Annotated in this window: 13 protein-coding genes and 1 pseudogene; 12 read left to right on the top strand and 2 right to left on the bottom strand. The window is 44.8% G+C overall.

The annotated features are described in order from the left end of the window. Positions 1 to 50 precede the first annotated feature (50 nt). Positions 51 to 1,175 carry a 3-isopropylmalate dehydrogenase gene (leuB, locus tag FE394_RS01490; RefSeq protein WP_319924624.1) on the bottom strand — a complete coding sequence of 375 codons (1,125 nt, stop codon included), beginning with the start codon at positions 1,173 to 1,175 and terminating at the stop codon, positions 51 to 53. A gap of 2 nt (positions 1,176 to 1,177) precedes the next feature. Further along, entirely contained in the window at positions 1,178 to 2,755 is a 1,578-nt protein-coding gene (leuA, locus tag FE394_RS01495; protein ID WP_319924625.1) for a 2-isopropylmalate synthase, read from the bottom strand. Between the two features lie 1,146 nt (positions 2,756 to 3,901). Between leuA and leuO the strand changes: the two genes are divergently transcribed. The 12 genes and pseudogenes from leuO to mraY all read left to right on the top strand — a co-directional run bounded on the left by leuO (position 3,902) and on the right by mraY (position 18,645). Then, a complete protein-coding gene (gene leuO, locus FE394_RS01500; RefSeq protein WP_319924626.1) occupies positions 3,902 to 4,849 on the top strand; it encodes a transcriptional regulator LeuO in 948 nt (315 codons plus the stop codon). A 281-nt stretch (positions 4,850 to 5,130) separates the two neighbouring features. Further along, positions 5,131 to 6,954: an AMP-dependent synthetase/ligase gene (locus FE394_RS01505; protein WP_419836285.1), complete on the top strand. Its 1,824-nt coding sequence runs from the start codon at positions 5,131 to 5,133 to the stop codon at positions 6,952 to 6,954. 230 nt (positions 6,955 to 7,184) lie between these two features. Further along, positions 7,185 to 8,912 (top strand): acetolactate synthase 3 large subunit, encoded by a 1,728-nt coding sequence (gene ilvI / locus FE394_RS01510; RefSeq protein ID WP_319924628.1) that lies wholly within the window; start codon positions 7,185 to 7,187, stop codon positions 8,910 to 8,912. Positions 8,913 to 8,914: 2 nt separating this feature from the next. Next, a complete protein-coding gene (gene ilvN, locus FE394_RS01515; protein WP_319924629.1) occupies positions 8,915 to 9,406 on the top strand; it encodes an acetolactate synthase small subunit in 492 nt (163 codons plus the stop codon). An 88-nt stretch (positions 9,407 to 9,494) separates the two neighbouring features. Continuing rightward, the gene (gene cra / locus FE394_RS01520) at positions 9,495 to 10,502 is read left to right on the top strand and encodes a catabolite repressor/activator (RefSeq protein ID WP_319924630.1); all 1,008 of its coding nucleotides are present in this window, start codon (positions 9,495 to 9,497) and stop codon (positions 10,500 to 10,502) included. 669 nt (positions 10,503 to 11,171) lie between these two features. Next, complete coding sequence (gene mraZ, locus FE394_RS01525) at positions 11,172 to 11,630, top strand: division/cell wall cluster transcriptional repressor MraZ (RefSeq protein WP_319924631.1); 459 nt, start codon at positions 11,172 to 11,174, stop codon at positions 11,628 to 11,630. 2 nt (positions 11,631 to 11,632) lie between these two features. Then, positions 11,633 to 12,577, top strand: coding sequence for a 16S rRNA (cytosine(1402)-N(4))-methyltransferase RsmH (gene rsmH / locus FE394_RS01530; protein WP_319924632.1), 945 nt, complete (start codon positions 11,633 to 11,635; stop codon positions 12,575 to 12,577). Next, the gene (ftsL, locus tag FE394_RS01535; protein WP_319924672.1) at positions 12,574 to 12,894 is read left to right on the top strand and encodes a cell division protein FtsL; all 321 of its coding nucleotides are present in this window, start codon (positions 12,574 to 12,576) and stop codon (positions 12,892 to 12,894) included. Before rsmH ends, ftsL begins: the two co-directional genes overlap by 4 nt. A 27-nt stretch (positions 12,895 to 12,921) precedes the next feature. Next, positions 12,922 to 14,701, top strand: a pseudogene (locus tag FE394_RS01540) (peptidoglycan glycosyltransferase FtsI). Continuing rightward, positions 14,688 to 16,190 (top strand): UDP-N-acetylmuramoyl-L-alanyl-D-glutamate--2,6-diaminopimelate ligase, encoded by a 1,503-nt coding sequence (murE, locus tag FE394_RS01545; protein WP_319924634.1) that lies wholly within the window; start codon positions 14,688 to 14,690, stop codon positions 16,188 to 16,190. Before FE394_RS01540 ends, murE begins: the two are co-directional and overlap by 14 nt. Then, entirely contained in the window at positions 16,187 to 17,569 is a 1,383-nt protein-coding gene (gene murF, locus FE394_RS01550; RefSeq protein ID WP_319924635.1) for a UDP-N-acetylmuramoyl-tripeptide--D-alanyl-D-alanine ligase, read from the top strand. The genes murE and murF overlap by 4 nt, the downstream gene beginning before the upstream one ends. Continuing rightward, on the top strand, positions 17,563 to 18,645 hold the full coding sequence (mraY, locus tag FE394_RS01555; RefSeq protein ID WP_319924636.1) for a phospho-N-acetylmuramoyl-pentapeptide-transferase: 1,083 nt from the start codon (positions 17,563 to 17,565) through the stop codon (positions 18,643 to 18,645). The genes murF and mraY overlap by 7 nt, the downstream gene beginning before the upstream one ends. The last annotated feature ends 1 nt before the right edge of the window (position 18,646 follow it).

Genomic DNA, 18,646 nt, shown 5'->3' on the forward strand with positions numbered 1-18,646 from the left:
TATGCAGCGGCCTTTAATAGGCAGTACTTACTGATAATTTACTCAATATATTAAATTCCCCCGGCAATATATTGTGCGATGATACTGCCCATTGCATCAGTACTGACTGCGTTGTCATTACCCGCTAAGTCTGTGGTGCGATAACCTTGCTCTAAAGCATGATTGACAGCTTGTTCAATAGCGTCAGCGATATCACTGCGCCCAAGACTGTAGCGTATCAGTAGGGATGTGGATAAAATTTGGGCTATCGGGTTGGCGATGTTTTTGCCAGCAATATCCGGCGCTGAACCCCCTGCGGGTTCATATAAACCAAAGCCTTTTTCATTCAGACTGGCGGAAGGTAGCATCCCCATAGAACCCGTTATCATGGCGCATTCATCGGATAAAATATCGCCGAAAATATTAGAGCACAACAGAACATCAAACTGAGCCGGATTTTTAATCAATTGCATGGTGGCGTTATCAATGTACATGTGACTGATTTCAACGTCAGGATAATCTTTGGCTATTTCGCTGACGACTTCACGCCATAATACGGAGCTTTGCAAAACATTCGCTTTATCAATTGAAGTGACTTTATGACGTCGCTTGCGAGCGGATTCAAAGGCGATCCGGGCAATCCGCTCTATTTCGAAACGGTGGTAGATTTCAGTATCGAAAGCACGTTCGTATTTTCCTTCGCCTTCACGGCCTTTGGGTTGCCCAAAATAGATCCCGCCAGTCAGTTCGCGGACGCATAAAATATCAAAACCGTTTGCGGCGATATCCTGGCGGAGTGGACAAAAAGATTCTAAGCCTGCGTATAAACGCGCCGGACGTAAATTGCTGAACAATTTAAAATGCTTGCGCAGTGGTAACAATGCACCACGTTCCGGCTGTTCTGCTGGAGGCAGGTGTTCCCATTTTGGTCCACCAACCGAACCAAACAGGATCGCGTCAGCTTTTTCACAACCGGTAACAGTCTCCTGAGGCAAAGGGCAACCATGACGATCAATGGCGGCTCCTCCGATATCGTATTCACTGGTTGTAATACGGATATTAAAGCGCTGACGAATAGCATCCAACACTTTGTAAGCTTGCTTCATGACTTCCGGGCCTATACCATCGCCAGGCAAAACAGCGATGTGATAGTGAGCAACCTCTTGCTTATCTGAAATAGTTTGGCTTGAAGACATGATTATGCAGTTTCCTTTTTATTGTTTTGATGGTGCTCTTGGCTGATACGCTGCTTTTCTTTTTCGACTTGTCGGGACTGCCAAATACTGTTCAGGACATGCACCATCGCTCTTGCAGAGGATTCAATGATGTCAGTTTCCAATCCCATACCGTGGAAACGGCGACCAAAACACTCGACAATGATATCAACTTGTCCGAGGGCATCTTTTCCATGTCCTTTGCCGGATAATTGATAGGAAACTAATTCAATCGGATAGCCTGTAATACGGTTGATGGCCTGATAAATGGCATCAACCGTACCGTTTCCGGTAGAGGCTTCAGCTTTGATTTCCTCTCCGCAGGCCAGACGTACTGTAGCAGTGGGCACGACATTCGTACCAGATTGGATGCTGAAATAATCCAGACGATAATGTTCATTCTCTTGTTGTTGTTGATTAATGAACACCAGTGCTTCCAAATCGTAATCAAACACTTGTCCTTTTTTGTCTGCCAATTTGAGAAATGCTTGATATAAGGCATCCAAATCGTAGTCAGCCTCCTGATAGCCCATTTCAGTCATGCGATGTTTCACGGCAGCACGTCCAGAACGTGACGTCAGGTTTAACTGGATATCTTTCAGCCCGATGGATTCTGGCGTCATAATTTCGTAAGTTTCACGATTTTTCAGGATGCCATCCTGATGAATGCCGGATGAATGAGCAAATGCGTTACTGCCGACGACCGCTTTATGGGCAGGAATTGGGGTATGGCAAATTTGGCTGACTAACTGGCTGGTTCGGTAAATTTCTTTATGATTGATATTGGTGTGAACACCCAACATTTGTTGGCGTGTTTTGATAGTCATGATCACTTCTTCCAGTGAACAGTTACCAGCACGTTCCCCTAATCCGTTGATAGTTCCTTCTATCTGTCTGGCTCCGGCCTGAACTGCCGTGATGGAGTTAGCGACAGACATACCCAAATCATCATGGCAGTGGACAGAAATAATGGCTTTATCAATATTGGGTACACGATCAAATAAAGTACTGATAATACCGCCGAATTGGTAAGGTGTTGTGTAGCCGACAGTGTCTGGAATGTTGACGGTGGTTGCGCCGGCTTTAATTGCCTGTTCGACAATTCTGCACAAATTATCAATATTGGTACGACCCGCATCTTCACAGGAAAACTCGACATCATCAGTGTAGTTGCGCGCTCGTTTAATGGAGCGAACAGCCATTTCGACAACATCATCGAAAGTTCTTTTTAATTTATGTTCGACATGCAGATTAGAGGTAGCCAATACCATATGCAGGCGGAAAGCCTCTGCGACTTTCAGGGCTTCGGCGGCAACATCAATGTCATTATCAACGCAGCGGGATAAGGCACAAATACGGCTATTCTTGATTTCACGGGCGATGGTTTGGACTGACTCAAAATCTCCTGGAGAAGAAACAGGAAAACCGGCCTCAATGATATCAACTCCCAGTCTTTCCAGTGCATAAGCGATTTGCAGTTTCTCTTTTACACTCAGGCTGGATTGTAATGCTTGTTCTCCATCACGCAGTGTAGTATCGAAGATAATAACTTGCTGGCTCATGTCGTGCTCCTGTCAAATAGGTGATGATGTTTTATTTTTGAGCGTCGTACCGGTAAAAAAAAACCCGCGCACGGCGCGGGTTTTTTTCTGGTAGAGGTTAACTTAATTCAGCTCTTCACCCACCACCATACCGCGCACATTAAAGGCGATTAGTAGTAGGCTTAGTAGGAGAATGAAGTAAATCATGTAAGTTAACCTTTATAAATTTGTTAATCGAGTTTTAACTCTTAGTGCGTTTATAGATAAGTCATCTCCTGAATAATGTCAAGAATTAAACGTATAAATTTGGCGTGAATCATGATCGCCATTGATTGTTAATTAAACACGTTTTGGACTTGGTGACTATTTTTTACATTTTTAGCGATGTTTTTATCTATTTTTCATATCTATATATGGAGTAAAATCCGGCTCTGATGGATGATAAATCTGATGTCTGTTATTTTATACAGTTATTCTTATATGAGATTTTTTTACTCAATCGTTTGAATACGGCTGTTGTAATGTGGCTATGACGGATAGATTTGAAGGAACAAGGATAAAATGGATATTAACCATAGTATTGCTAGGGACAGTATTTTTAAGAATAGTATTTTTAAGCATAGTATTTTTAAGGACAGTACGTTTAAGGACAGTACGTTTAGGGACAGCGTTTTTAGGAATCGCGTTTTTAGATTAAGAAATCATAACCATATAGAATATTAATAAATTGTATCTTGTTATATTGGAAGAACTAATTTCTGATTAATACTCCGGGTCATTTTCCTGATAGATAATATTAATAGATAGTTCTGATAAATAGTTGGAATGCAGTCATTTTATTATGAATTTTTTCTGCTCTTCATTTTGTCATTATTGACTGATCGTTTTGGACGTAAGTCGTTAGTGTAAGTTGAGTTATTTCTATTCATATGTAACGCATTAATATTCATGCTTATAAAAATATTACGGCTACGTAGATAAGAAAGCATTGGTTATGCATATTGAATTTTTGTACAAGGACGAATCTCAATTTATTTGCAAACAAATTGAGGTAATTGATCTTATTAATAGGTAAAGCTGTTTTCGGTGTCTAAATGTTGCATTTGGAAACGGCCAGCATTCCATTATTTAATGAGATCACTGCTATAAGTTTAGTGGAGTGAAATAATGACTGAATACAACTCAGTAACTACAGGAAAAAAAGAATCATGTGATGTTCAATTGCGCAGTGTAGATCTCAATTTGCTTACTGTTTTTGATGCAGTAATGCAAATGCAGAATATTACACGCGCAGCTCAGGCATTGGGTATGTCACAGCCGGCTGTCAGTAATGCGGTATCTCGCTTGAAGACGATGTTTGATGATGAATTGTTTGTTCGCTATGGGCGGGGTATTCAACCAACGGCGAGAGCAAAACAGCTTTTCGGGCCGCTCAGACAAGCTCTTCAAATTGTTCATAATGAATTGCCCGGAGTAGGATTTGATCCCGATAATAGCACAAGGGTATTTAACCTATCTATTTGTAGCCCGCTTGATATTCGTTTAGCTGCTCAAATTGTCGGGCAAATAAAAAAACATTCTTCGAATATAGAAGTTGTCATTAAAACACAAATTAGTGATGATGTTGAGAAACAATTAAAATATCAGGAAATAGAATTTGTCATCAGTTATACCCAATTAGAGAAATCTGATTTTCATAATTATCCTTTGTTTAATGATGAGTTGGTTCTGGCAGTTTCCAAGCATCATCCCAGAATTAGTAAGCGAATTACGCAGCAGCAATTACTGGAAGAAAGGCATGCAATTGTTGCATTGGATAATGCAGATTCATTCAGTAAGCCTTACTATGAAAGTAATGAGCTATTGCGTTCTGTTTCTTATCAGGGAACGGATTTAAATAGTGTTCTTAATATTGTTTCTCAGACTTATTTAGTTGCTATCGTGCCAAAATGGATGGTTGAGCATTATTCCGAACAGTTAGATATTTGTTCAGTGTCTTTGCCAAACGACCGGACTCCCCGTCCTTGTTATTTGATATGGCATGGCTCAACGGATCGAGATAAAGGTCATCAGTGGATGAAATCACTACTGAGTCATCTTGGAGAACAAGAATAAAACAAAACGTACACAGGGCCCTATTCCAGTAAACATCAATTGGAATAGGGTCCTTTGGATATAGCTCCTTTTCACGATATTTATCTCTGTTTATCCGTACTTATTCAATAAATCCTGTAAATATTTTCTCCTTACAAGGGAGAAGATATCAAAAATACACTTCCCCCTTCTACTAGGAATAGGTAGACTGCGAGAAAATAGCTAACATCTGTAAGCTGAAAGGTGGGCTGTATGCTCGCTGAATATGCTGAATAAAAATATTTATACAGGATTATATTGTGATAACAGACTCTCTGCATTCCTATCACTTGGTTAACCGATTGCAGCAGCAAGCCCATGAATCTCCGGAAAAAATCGCATTTCGACAATGGTCGCCATCAGAACAGCTCGAAATGAGTTGGCGAGAAGTCGAGGGCATAACTAAATCCGTGGCGAGAGCATTGTTGTCATTGGGAGTGAAAGTGCAGGGAAAAATCGGCATTTTTGCACATAACAGCATGGCATGGTCATTGGCAGATCTGGCTATTCTTCAGATCAGGGCTGTAACAGTGCCGCTTTATGCGACAAGTACTTGTGATCAAGCGGCATTTATTCTCAATGATGCTGGCGTACAGGTATTGTTTGTGGGTAGTCAGGAACAGTATGACATTGCAGTGGCATTGCCTGATCTGTGCCCTGAACTTTCTCATCTTATTGTTCTGGATGAGTCTGTCGATTTGAAAGGGTGTCCGCAGGCATTATATTTATCTGCTTTCATTGCTAATGATATTGCTAATGATATTGCCAATGATTATGCAAAATATCAGTCAGAGCTTGACAGACGTATTGCCGATCAGGATTTAAATGATCTGTTCACTTTAATTTATACCTCTGGCACAACGGGAGAGCCAAAGGGAGTGATGTTGGATTATCGCAATATTGCTTCACAGCTTTATCTGCATGACCAAAGACTGACATTGACCAAACAGGATGTATCGCTCAGTTTCCTGCCGTTATCCCATATATTTGAGCGTGCATGGAGTTATTATGTCATGCACACTGGCGCTTTGAATGTCTATTTGACTGATACAAATTTTGTGCGTGAAGCGATGACTGACGTGCGCCCAACGGTAATGTGCTCGGTTCCCCGTTTTTATGAAAAAATGCATGGCGCTATCTTGGGAAAAGTTTCTCAGGCACCTGTCTGGCGCAGAATGATTTTTAACTGGGCATTAAAGCGGGGAGAAAGCCGCTGGATGCACCGACAGGAAAATAAAAAAGGTTGCCCATTCACGCGTTGTAGTTACCAACTGGCAGACAAACTGGTATTGAACAAGCTCCGTAATTTATTGGGAGGACGGGTCCGTTTCCTGCCAGTGGCAGGAGCGCGCCTTGACGATTCCATCACGCGTTTTTTCCTGTCCATTGGTCTCAATATCAAATATGGCTATGGTATGACCGAAACCTGTGCAACGGTGTCTTGCTGGGAAGAAAAAAATTATCTTTTAGGCTCAATTGGTACGCCGTTGCCCGGTATTGAAGTTCGCATCAGTACTGAAAGCGAGATTCAAGTGCGAGGCCCTATTGTGATGAAAGGCTATTTCAACCGCCCTGAGGAAACTGTCCATACTTTTACCGAAGATGGCTGGCTGCGGACAGGGGATGCGGGAGGATTGGATGATAAAGGCAATTTGTTTATCACCGAGCGCCTGAAAGATTTAATGAAAACATCAACAGGCAAATATATCGCTCCACAAATGATTGAAGGCATGCTGGGACAAGATCGCTTTATTGAGCATATTGCAGTTATTGCTGATGCCCGCCAATTTGTTTCTGCGTTAATTGTTCCCAGTTATGAAGCGCTGGAGGAATATGCAAAATCTATCAATCTCCATTATCGGGATCGTCTTGAATTATTGCGCAGCCATCAAATTGTTGAACTATTTGACAAGCGTTTGAAGGAAATACAGAAAAATGTGGTTAAGTTCCATCAGGTTAAGCGATTTGTTCTCCTGCCTGTCGCTTTTTCCATGGAAAAAGGCGAATTAACGCCTACATTGAAATTACGCCGCAAGATTATCTCACAACGTTATCAGTGCGAAATTGAATCCATGTACCGGGATTGAAGACAGATAAAATATCGGCTCTCTATTAAAAAAATGTTTCCAGTCTGTGAATTGGTGTTTGCTAACCCTGTTATCTAACGTTATGTTAGTTTACTCAACGTTATCGATTAACGTTAGATAATAGTTCACTCTTCATATAAATAAGAAATGGGATAAATAAGGTTATTTTTGACAATCTCCTTATGAAATTCCGACAGTTAACTTGCAAACAAAGCCTGGAGGCAAACTCAATGGAGATGTTGTCAGGAGCCGATATGATCATCCGATCGTTAATCGATGAGGGTGTTGAACATGTGTTTGGTTATCCGGGCGGGGCAGTATTAGATATCTACGATGCCCTGCATACGGTTGGGGGAATCGAGCATATTCTTGTGCGCCATGAACAGGGTGCTGTTCATATGGCGGATGGCTATGCCCGTTCCACGGGAAAAGTCGGGGTTGTTTTGGTGACATCCGGGCCGGGAGCAACAAATGCCATCACGGGAATTGCCACTGCGTATATGGATTCCATTCCCATGGTGGTTCTGTCTGGTCAGGTCGCGAGTTCCTTAATAGGCAATGATGCTTTTCAGGAGTGCGATATGGTGGGAATTTCCCGCCCGATCGTGAAACACAGTTTTCTGGTGAAAAAAGCAGAAGACATTCCGAATACGATTAAGAAAGCTTTTTATTTGGCCGCGAGTGGACGACCAGGACCTGTCGTTATTGACTTTCCCAAAGATACCGTCAATCCGGCCCACAAATTTCCGTATGTATATCCAGATAAAGTCAATATGCGTTCTTATAATCCTACTGTCCATGGACATAAAGGACAGATTAAGCGCGCATTGAAAGCGCTGTTGGATGCGAAAAAACCTGTCATTTATGTCGGCGGCGGAGCTATCAATTCATCATGTTCCGCGGAGCTTCTGACGCTTGCTGAACGTTTGCATATTCCGGTCGTCAGTTCATTGATGGGGTTGGGGGCATTTCCTGCCACTCATCGGCAAAGTTTGGGTATGCTGGGAATGCACGGCACTTTTGAAGCCAACAAAGCGATGCATTATTCCGATGTGATTTTCGCCGTTGGGGTACGCTTTGATGATCGTACAACCAATAATCTGGAAAAATATTGTCCAGACGCGACCGTACTGCACATTGATATTGACCCTGCTTCGATTTCTAAAACGGTAACCGCGGATATTCCTATCGTTGGCGATGCCAGAAAGGTTCTCGGTCAGATGTTGGAATTGCTGGATACCACGCAAAATACCCAAGATCCGGATGCTCTGAAAGATTGGTGGCTTTCCATTGAACAGTGGCGTAGCCGAAAGTGTCTTGATTATGACCACACCACAGTGAAGATCAAGCCACAGGCCGTACTTGAAACTCTCTACCGCCTGACTGAAGGTAAGGCATATCTGACATCAGATGTGGGCCAGCATCAGATGTTTGCAGCCCTGCATTACCCATTTGATGAACCAAGACATTGGATCAATTCCGGCGGTTTAGGAACAATGGGGTTTGGCTTGCCCGCTGCACTGGGTGTCAAGCTGGCAAAACCTGATGCAACGGTTGTATGTGTGACGGGTGACGGCAGTATCCAGATGAATATCCAAGAATTGTCCACTGCCTTGCAATATGGTTTGCCTGTTCTTGTGCTGAATCTGAACAACCGGTTCTTGGGAATGGTAAAGCAGTGGCAGGATATGCTATATGGAGGCCGCCACTCTCAATCCTATATGGAATCCCTGCCTGATTTCGTCAAATTGGCTGAATCTTACGGTCATATTGGTATCTCTATCGAAAAGTACGAAGAGCTGGAAACAAAATTAGCCCAGGCTCTGCATGACGTTAATGAGAATAAACGTCTGGTTTTCGTGGATGTCACCATTGATGAAACAGAACACGTTTATCCAATGCAGATCCGTGGCGGGGCAATGGATGAAATGTGGTTAAGCAAAACAGAGAGGACCTGATCATGCGCCGGATTTTGTCTGTATTACTTGAAAACGAATCGGGAGCATTATCCCGCGTGGTCGGGCTGTTTTCCCAGCGAGGCTATAATATCGAAAGCCTGACGGTCGCTCCGACGGAAGATCCAACCTTATCACGCATGACCATTCAGACCAAAGGTGATGCCAAGGTACTGGAGCAAATTGAAAAGCAGCTGCATAAATTGGTGGATGTGCTGCGGGTCAATGAATTAACGTCCGGGCCTCACGTTGAGCGTGAAATTATGCTGGTGAAGCTGCAAGCCAGCGGATATGGTCGCGAAGACATCAAACGCAGCACGGATATTTTTCGTGGGCAGATAGTTGATGTGACCTCGACGCTCTATACCGTCCAATTAGTTGGAACGAGTGAAAAACTGGATGCATTTATTGATTCGGTGAGAGATGTGGCGGAGATCGTCGAAGTAGCGCGTTCAGGCATTGTGGGTGTTTCTCGCGGAGAGAAAATTATGCGATGAAAAATCGTAATCTGCGGGTTAAGATACAGATATTCATAGAGCCCTACTGTAATGTAGGGCTTTTTCATCATCTTACCGAGGGGTTAATGTGAAACTGGATGAGATCGCCCGCTTAGCAGGTGTTTCACGGACTACGGCCAGTTATGTCATCAATGGTAAAGCCAAGCAGTATCGGGTCAGCGATAAAACAGTAGAAAAAGTGATGGCGGTGGTCAGGGAGCACAATTATCATCCTAATGCTGTTGCCGCTGGTCTTCGGGCAGGACGCACCCGTTCAATTGGTTTAGTCATACCCGATTTGGAAAATACGAGTTACACTCGCATTGCCAATTATCTTGAACGTCAGGCGCGGCAGCGTGGATACCAGCTATTGATCGCGTGTTCCGAGGATCAGCCTGATAATGAAATGCGTTGTGTTGAGCATCTGCTGCAACGTCAGGTTGATGCCATCATTGTTTCTACAGCCTTGCCACCTGAGCATCCTTTCTACCAGCGTTGGACAAATCGCTCACTGCCGATTATTGCGCTTGATCGTGCTCTGGACAGTGAACATTTTATCAGCGTTGTTGGGGATGATCTTGAAGATGCAAAAATGCTGGCACAGGAATTACGTCAATTCCCCGCAGAATCAGTGCTTTATTTGGGAGCGCTACCTGAATTATCGGTCAGTTTCTTGCGTGAAAAAGGCTTCCGTGAAGCTTGGGAGCATGACTCAAGGGAAGTAAGCTACCTGTATGCAAATAGCTATGAGCGTGAGGCGGCGGCTGAAGTATTCTCCTTGTGGCTTGAAACGAACCCTATTCCTCAGGCACTGTATACCACTTCGTTTGCCCTGCTTCAGGGAGTCATGGATACCATCCTTAAGCAAAGTGGTCGCTTACCCAGCCAGTTGGTTATTGCTACATTTGGCGATCATGAATTGCTCGATTTCCTTGAATGCCCTGTATTATCTGTAGCGCAGCGTCACCGTGAGGTGGCTGAATGTGCCCTTGAACTGGTATTAGCCAGTTTGGATAAGAAACAACGACCCGCTCCGGGGATCACCCGAATGCGTCGTCATTTATGCCGTCGTGGCAAGTTGAGCCGCAAAGCCTGATTCGAGTACCCTCATTGAAGATGAGGGTACTGTTTGTCTCATCAAAATGTTGCCAAAACGTTGCTAAAATCATTGAAATACATATGTTGACATAATTTTGAGATTATTCTGACTAAAATTATGCTTAACAGAGTTTTATAACCATTAAAAACGATAATGTATTATTAAAGTTACTGTATATGATGATTCCTATCTAAAATTATATTTTTTGTGTGATTTTCTTTGGTATTGGATTGTTTTTTTATTACTTTGATATTTAAGTGTTTTTATTTTGAGGGTGAATAGCGAATTTCATTGGATTATTATTTTTTATACTATAGTAGCTTGAATGTATTTTTATTATTGGTAGAACACTGTTGCTTAACAATTGGGCAATAATGAGATATGGCTAACATAAATTAATTTAAGTGGTAATTATTTGACCTAAATTCACCCGCTAAAAAAGATCCCGCCGACTTTATTAAATTATCCAAAATTATCATGATGTTATCTATTATTAATATAGCCAAATCTGAAAAATCCTTCTTTTTCTCTCCTAAATCTTTCTGTAAATCTAGCTAAAGCGCACCGGCTCTGGCTTGACAAGGTTTTCATACCATCCGTAAACTCTTAATTGTGGTGATTTGTGGGATAATGTGGAGATTTGGGCCATCAAGGGGTAACCTGAGTATGTTTCGTGGAGCAACACTGGTTAATCTCGATAGTAAAGGGCGGCTCACTGTACCTGCCCGATATAGAGAAACGCTGAATGAAGAATCGAATGGTCAAATGGTTTGTACCATTGATCTCCATCAGCCGTGCCTGTTGCTTTATACATTACCCGAATGGGAAATCATCGAAGAAAAGTTATCTCGCTTATCCAGCATGAATCCAGCCGAACGTCGCGTTCAACGTTTGTTATTGGGACACGCCAGTGAATGTCAAATGGACAGTGCAGGGCGTCTTTTATTAGCCAATACGCTGCGTCAGCACGCAGGGCTAACAAAAGAGGTCATGCTGGTTGGGCAATTTAATAAATTTGAATTGTGGGATGAACAAGTTTGGTATCAGCAAGTACAAAACGACATTGAAACCGAACAGTCCACACAAGAACCTTTATCAGCAAGGCTACAGGATTTATCACTATAAATATGGCAAATAGTCATCTTAAGCATACCAGTGTATTACTGGACGAAGCTGTCAACGGACTGAATATTCAAGAAGATGGAATTTATATAGACGGAACATTTGGACGAGGGGGGCACTCCCGCCTGATTTTGTCAAAACTGGGACCTAACGGGCGTTTAATGGCGATTGACCGTGACCCACAAGCAATTGAAGCGTCAAAAGCCATTACTGACACGCGTTTTTCTATCACACACGGGCCATTTTCAGAATTGGCAACTTATGTGGAAGACGCGGGTCTGGTCGGAAAAATTAATGGAGTGTTGCTCGATTTAGGGGTTTCCTCCCCACAGTTGGATGATCCTGAACGCGGTTTTTCATTTATGCGTGACGGGCCACTGGATATGCGGATGGACCCTACGCGAGGACAGTCTGCCGCCACATGGTTGATGAAAGCTGAAGCAGAAGACATAGCATGGGTGTTGAAAACATTTGGTGAAGAACGTTTCGCCAAACGTATTGCAAGGGCTATTGTAGCGCGCAATCAAGAGCAGCCGATGACGCGGACTCGGGAACTGGCAGAGTTGATTGCTCAGGCCAGTCCGGTTAAGGAAAAGCATAAGCATCCGGCAACCCGCAGCTTTCAGGCTATTAGAATTTATATTAACAGTGAACTGGAAGAGATCGAACGTGCATTGGATGGCATATTGCACGTTTTGGCACCACAAGGGCGATTATCTGTCATCAGTTTCCACTCGTTGGAAGATCGCATAGTGAAACGCTTTATCCGACAAAATAGTCAGGGAGCGCAAGTTCCGGCCGGTTTGCCTCTCACGGAAACCCAGTTAAAAGCGCTGGGGGGACGAAGTTTGAAATCCATAGGAAAAATGAAACCGTCAGAGGATGAAGTGGCCACAAATCCAAGAGCGCGAAGCTCGGTTTTGCGATTTGCTGAAAAGGCGGTCGAATAATGGCTGGTGAACGTCATGGCTTAGTCGGGGTTATCGGCAGTGATTTGATCCGCAATGCCAAGATCCCACTGATTTTGCTGGTAGCTATTGTGATTTCAGCTATTAGTGTTGTGACGGTCACGCATCAGACCCGCTTATTGACTGCGGAGAAAGAGCGTCAAGTGATTCAGCTTGATGCTCAGGATATAGAATGGCGTAACCTGCTCCTTGAAGAGAATGCTCTGGGAGATCACAGTCGGGTTGAACGGATTGCGACTGAAAAATTGCAAATGCAACACGTTGATCCGACGAAAGAAAACATTGTGATAACTCAATGAGTCCAGTTGACAACCAAAAGGTAGGCGATGAAAGCTGCACGCTCTTTAAAGTTGAAAAAGCAAGAAGATAAAGCAAGTTTTGTGAGCTGGCGATTTGCCTTGCTGTGTGGAGGCATTGGGTTTGCTTTAATCGGGCTTTTGATTCGAGTTGCTTATTTGCAGATCATCAATCCCGACCGATTAGTCAAAGAGGGTGATTCACGTTCCCTGCGTGTTCAATCTGTCCCAACCTCCCGTGGCATGATAAACGATCGAAACGGGCGTCCACTGGCTGTCAGTGTGCCTGTCGATGCTGTTTGGGCAGATCCCAAAGAAGTGTTTGAAAAAGGAGGCATTACAGATGATACCCGCTGGAAGGCCTTGTCTGACGCACTTTCTATTCCGCTTGAACAATTAACCCGAAAAATCAGTGATTATCCCAATGGGCGTTTTGTTTATCTTGCCCGTCAGGTAAATACCTCCATCGGTGACTATGTTGAGAAATTGAAGTTACCCGGTATCTATTTGCGTCAGGAATCTCGCCGCTATTATCCGGCAGGGCAGGTGACAGCGCATATTATCGGAGTCACTAATATTGACGGCAAGGGAATTGAAGGTGTCGAAAAAAGTTTTGATAGTTGGCTGACAGGAATGCCGGGAAGCCGGACGGTTCGAAAAGATCGTACAGGGCGTGTCATTGAGGATATCGCATCTACGGATAGCAGGGCTGCCCACGATCTGATGCTCAGCATTGATGAACGCCTTCAGACTTTGGTTTATCGCGAACTGACCAAAGCTGTCTCACTGAATAAAGCCGAATCAGGTACAGCGGTACTGCTCGATGTCAATACGGGCGAAGTATTGGCTATGGCAAACAGTCCATCTTATAACCCGAATAATTTGTCTGGAACGCCGAAAGATACGATGCGTAACCGTGCCATCACCGATATTTTTGAACCCGGTTCGACGGTGAAACCGCTGGTGGTGATGAGTGCGCTGGACAGTGGAATTGTCAAAGAAAATACGGTGTTGGATACCAGACCATATCGATTAACGTATGGTTCGCGGGGGCATCAAATCAAAGACGTTGCTCCGCGTTCTGAGTTAACTATCACCGGAATTTTACAGAAGTCGAGTAACGTTGGTGTTTCCAAGCTGGCGTTAGCGATGCCTGCCTCAGAGGTCGTAGATGTTTATTTACGCTTTGGGATGGGAAAACCGACCAATTTGGGGCTGGTCGGAGAAAGCAGTGGCTTATTTCCAACAAATAAACAACGGTGGTCGGATCTTGATAGGGCCACCTTTTCTTTCGGCTACGGGCTGATGGTAACACCATTACAGTTAGCGCGGGTCTATGCAACGATAGGCAGCTTGGGCGTTTATCGCCCATTGTCAATTACCAAGGTCGATCCTCCTGTACCGGGGACCCGGGTATTTCCTGAGCCAGTCATGCGGACAGTCGTACACATGATGGAGAGCGTCGCATTACCGGGAGGTGGTGGTGTACGGGCCGCGATAAAAGGCTATCGAATTGCAATTAAAACCGGCACGGCAAAAAAAGTCGGGCCAGATGGCAGATATGTTAATAAGTATATTTCTTATACCGCCGGTGTTGCACCGGCGAGTAATCCACGATTTTCACTGGTGGTAATCATTAATGATCCACAAGCAGGTAAATATTATGGCGGTGCGGTTTCGGCGCCCATCTTTGGAACCATCATGAGTGGTGTTCTGCGTACCATGAATGTTGAACCAGATGCATTGCCGGTGGGTAATAAAAACGAATTTGTAATTAATCAATAAAGAGGATGAAAGTGGCAGATCGTAATTTACGCGATTTATTGGCTCCGTGGGGTGTCGATACACCGGAGCTTCCGCTGCGCGAAATGACATTGGACAGCCGTAAGGCGGCTGCCGGAGATCTGTTTGTTGCGATTCAAGGGCATCAGACAGATGGTCGAAAATATATTCCTCAAGCCATTGCTCAGGGCGTCGCTGCGGTGATTGCAGAAGCGAAGGGAAAAGTGGATAACGGCACTATGCAGACGATGCATGGTGTGCCGGTTATATATCTGGATGATTTAAATGATAAATTGTCAAAGCTGGCAGGTTCATTTTATCAACATCCGGGTAATAAGCTGAAGTTGATAGGTGTGACAGGCACCAACGGGAAAACGACAACAACGCAATTGCTGGCGCAATGGAGCCAAGGGCTCGGAGAAACCAGTGCCGTAATGGGAACGGTGGGAAATGGTTTGCTGGGCATGATCGTGCCAAGCGAAAACACCACCGGCTCTGCTGTTGATATTCAACTTGATTTACAACAACTCGTTAATCAAAAAGCGACTTTTGCCGCGATGGAAGTCTCTTCGCATGGATTAATTCAGGGAAGAGTGGCGGCATTACCGTTTCAGGCGGCCGTTTTTACGAATTTAAGCCGTGATCACCTTGATTATCACGGTGATATGGAGAATTACGAAAATGCCAAATGGATGCTATTCAGTAATCATGATGCAAAAAAACACGATGTAAAACAAAAAATCATTAATGCTGATGATGCGGTGGGACAGAAATGGTTGTCCCGCTTGCCAGAAGCGGTTGCTGTGACGATGGAGAACCGTTTGCCGGAAAATTGGCAGGGGTATTGGTTATCAGCCAATGAAGTCGATTATCACGACAAAGGTGCTTCCATTGCATTCACTTCCAGTTGGGGAAGCGGAACGCTCAATAGCCCTCTGATGGGAGCATTCAATGTCAGCAACTTGCTATTGGCACTTGCGACTTTGTTGTCACTGGAATATCCCCTGGAAAAATTGCTGGCAACTGCTTCCTGCCTCGAACCCGTCTGTGGGCGTATGGAAGTCTTTTCTGCCGATGGTCGTCCCACTGTTGTCGTAGATTATGCTCATACACCTGATGCTTTGGAAAAAGCGTTGTCTGCGGCTCGACTACATTGCAAAGGTCAACTCTGGTGTGTATTCGGTTGTGGTGGTGATCGTGACACAGGTAAGCGCCCATTGATGGGAGGCGTTGCTGAAGAGGGTGCTGATCGCGTGGTTGTTACTGATGATAACCCTCGTAGTGAAGAACCACAGCGTATTGTGGCGGATATACTGAAAGGATTCGCCGATCCGGGACGAGTGATGGCAATTCATGGGCGTGTTGAAGCGGTGACCAGTGCAATTATGCAGGCAACAGAAGATGATGTCGTTCTTGTGGCAGGTAAAGGCCATGAAGATTACCAGTTGATCGGCAATCGTCGTTTAGACTATTCAGATCGCCTGACTGTTGCACGTTTGCTGGGGGTAATCGCATGATCCCGCTTACACTTCAGCAATTGGCCCGGTTAACTGATGGAACGCTATATCATGTTACCGAGCAGCAGGCTGCCACTATCCGAATTCATACCGTAGAAACCGATAGCCGCAAAATCGTCAGTGGCAGTTTATTCATTGCCTTAAAAGGGGAAAATTTTGACGCCCATAATTTCGCTGCTGATGTAGTGAAACTGGGGGCGGGTGCTTTACTGGTCAGTCGTTGTCTTGAGGTTGACTGTCCTCAGGTTGTCGTGGAAAACCCCCGTTTGGCGATGGGTAAACTGGCCGCTTGGGTTCGTCAGCAGAGCAAGGCACGGGTCGTGGCGTTGACAGGCTCATCCGGAAAAACATCAGTAAAAGAGATGACAGCGGCGATTCTGCGTCAGCGCGGAAATACCCTTTATACCGCAGGAAACTTCAATAATGACATTGGTGTGCCATTGACCCTGTTCAGGCTGACCGATGAACATCAATTTGCTGTGATTGAGCTGGGCGCTAACCATATTGGCGAAATAGCCTATACGACTGAAATGACCTGCCCTGAAAGTGCGCTGGTCAATAACCTGTTTTCTGCTCATCTGGAAGGGTTCGGCTCTTTAGCGGGAGTGGCAAAGGCAAAGGGAGAAATCTTTGATGGCCTTGCTCCAAACGGAACAGCCATTATCAATCTGGATAGCAATGACTGGGATAATTGGCAGCACAGCATTAGTGATCAGCAGGTCGTATGGCGTTTTTCCGCTTCATCAACGGTAGGTGCTGATTTTTATGCAACGGATGTTTCGGAACAACCGTTGGCAACACATTTTTCCCTCCACACCCCAATTGGCAATATCGAGCTGACACTGCCACTACCGGGGAAACACAATATTGCCAATGCGTTGGCAGCCAGCGCTCTCGCAATTTCAGTTGGTGCATCGCTGGAGAATATTCGTACCGGATTATCAGAGCTGAAGGCTGTTGCCGGTCGTTTATTTCCTATTCGCCTCGCAGAGGGAAAAGTGGTGCTGGACGATACCTATAACGCGAATCCCGGCTCAATGATTGCGGCGGCGAATGTGCTATCACAAATGTCTGGTCACCGGGTCATGGTGGTCGGTGATATGGGCGAATTGGGGGAACAGGCAGTTGAGTGCCACCGTGAGGTGGGAGAAGCCGTGGTTTCAACGAACATAGATAAAGTGCTCAGTGTCGGGGTACTCAGTACTCATATCAGTGATGCGAGTGGCCGGGGGCAACATTTCACGAACAAGACTGAATTAGTTGCAGCTCTGCTTTCTTTACTGGAACAACACGAAATGATTTCCATATTAATTAAAGGTTCACGCAGTGCCGCGATGGAAGAGGTAGTGAACTCACTGAAGGAGAACTTCCAATGTTAGTTTGGCTGGCTGAACATCTGGTTAAATATCACACTGGCTTTAACGTCTTTTCTTATCTGACGTTCAGAGCCATCGTCGGCCTGCTTACTGCATTGTTTATTGCGTTATGGATGGGGCCAACCTTGATTGCTTACCTGCAAAAATTGCAGATTGGTCAGGTTGTCCGCAACGATGGCCCTGAATCCCATTTCAGTAAACGTGGGACACCCACCATGGGCGGACTGCTGATCCTGTTCTCCATCACCATCTCTGTTTTGCTCTGGGCCCGTTTGGATAACCCCTATGTTTGGTGTGTATTGGTGGTGTTATTGGGATACGGCATTGTCGGATTTGTGGATGACTACCGTAAAGTGGTTCGCAAAGATACCAAAGGGCTGATTGCCCGCTGGAAGTATTTCTGGCAATCCGTTCTGGCATTGGGTGTGGCATTTACTATGTACAGCATCGGTAAAGATACACCAGCGACCCAATTGGTTGTGCCATTCTTCAAAGAGGTCATGCCGCAGCTTGGGATATTGTATATCCTTTTGACTTATTTCGTGATTGTAGGAACCAGTAACGCCGTTAACCTGACTGATGGTTTGGATGGACTGGCTATCATGCCAACCGTGCTGGTTGCGGCGGGCTTTTCATTGGTGGCATGGGCAACGGGTAACGTGAATTTTGCCAACTATCTGCATATCCCTTACCTGAGTCATGCGGGTGAATTGGTCATCGTCTGTACTGCGATAGTGGGTGCCGGATTGGGCTTTTTGTGGTTTAACACTTATCCGGCACAAGTGTTCATGGGCGATGTGGGTTCATTGGCGCTGGGGGGGGCATTGGGCACCATCGCAGTACTGCTGCGTCAGGAGTTTCTGCTGGTCATCATGGGTGGAGTCTTCGTGGTGGAAACGCTCTCTGTCATTTTGCAGGTCGGATCATTCAAACTGCGTGGACAGCGTATTTTCCGTATGGCACCGATTCACCATCACTATGAACTGAAAGGCTGGCCGGAACCGCGCGTTATTGTGCGGTTCTGGATTATTTCTCTGATGCTGGTGCTGATTGGTCTGGCAACTCTGAAGGTACGTTAAT

The organism is Xenorhabdus littoralis (assembly GCF_033949345.1).
Lineage (GTDB): Bacteria > Pseudomonadota > Gammaproteobacteria > Enterobacterales > Enterobacteriaceae > Xenorhabdus > Xenorhabdus littoralis.

Excerpts from the sequence above, each read along its gene's own strand:
- leuB (WP_319924624.1), bottom strand. The coding sequence starts at position 1,175 with ATGTCTTCAAGCCAAACTATTTCAGATAAGCAAGAGGTTGCTCACTAT.
- leuA (WP_319924625.1), bottom strand. The coding sequence starts at position 2,755 with ATGAGCCAGCAAGTTATTATCTTCGATACTACACTGCGTGATGGAGAA.
- leuO (WP_319924626.1), top strand. The coding sequence starts at position 3,902 with ATGACTGAATACAACTCAGTAACTACAGGAAAAAAAGAATCATGTGAT.
- ilvI (WP_319924628.1), top strand. The coding sequence starts at position 7,185 with ATGGAGATGTTGTCAGGAGCCGATATGATCATCCGATCGTTAATCGAT.
- ilvN (WP_319924629.1), top strand. The coding sequence starts at position 8,915 with ATGCGCCGGATTTTGTCTGTATTACTTGAAAACGAATCGGGAGCATTA.
- mraZ (WP_319924631.1), top strand. The coding sequence starts at position 11,172 with ATGTTTCGTGGAGCAACACTGGTTAATCTCGATAGTAAAGGGCGGCTC.
- rsmH (WP_319924632.1), top strand. The coding sequence starts at position 11,633 with ATGGCAAATAGTCATCTTAAGCATACCAGTGTATTACTGGACGAAGCT.
- murF (WP_319924635.1), top strand. The coding sequence starts at position 16,187 with ATGATCCCGCTTACACTTCAGCAATTGGCCCGGTTAACTGATGGAACG.
- mraY (WP_319924636.1), top strand. The coding sequence starts at position 17,563 with ATGTTAGTTTGGCTGGCTGAACATCTGGTTAAATATCACACTGGCTTT.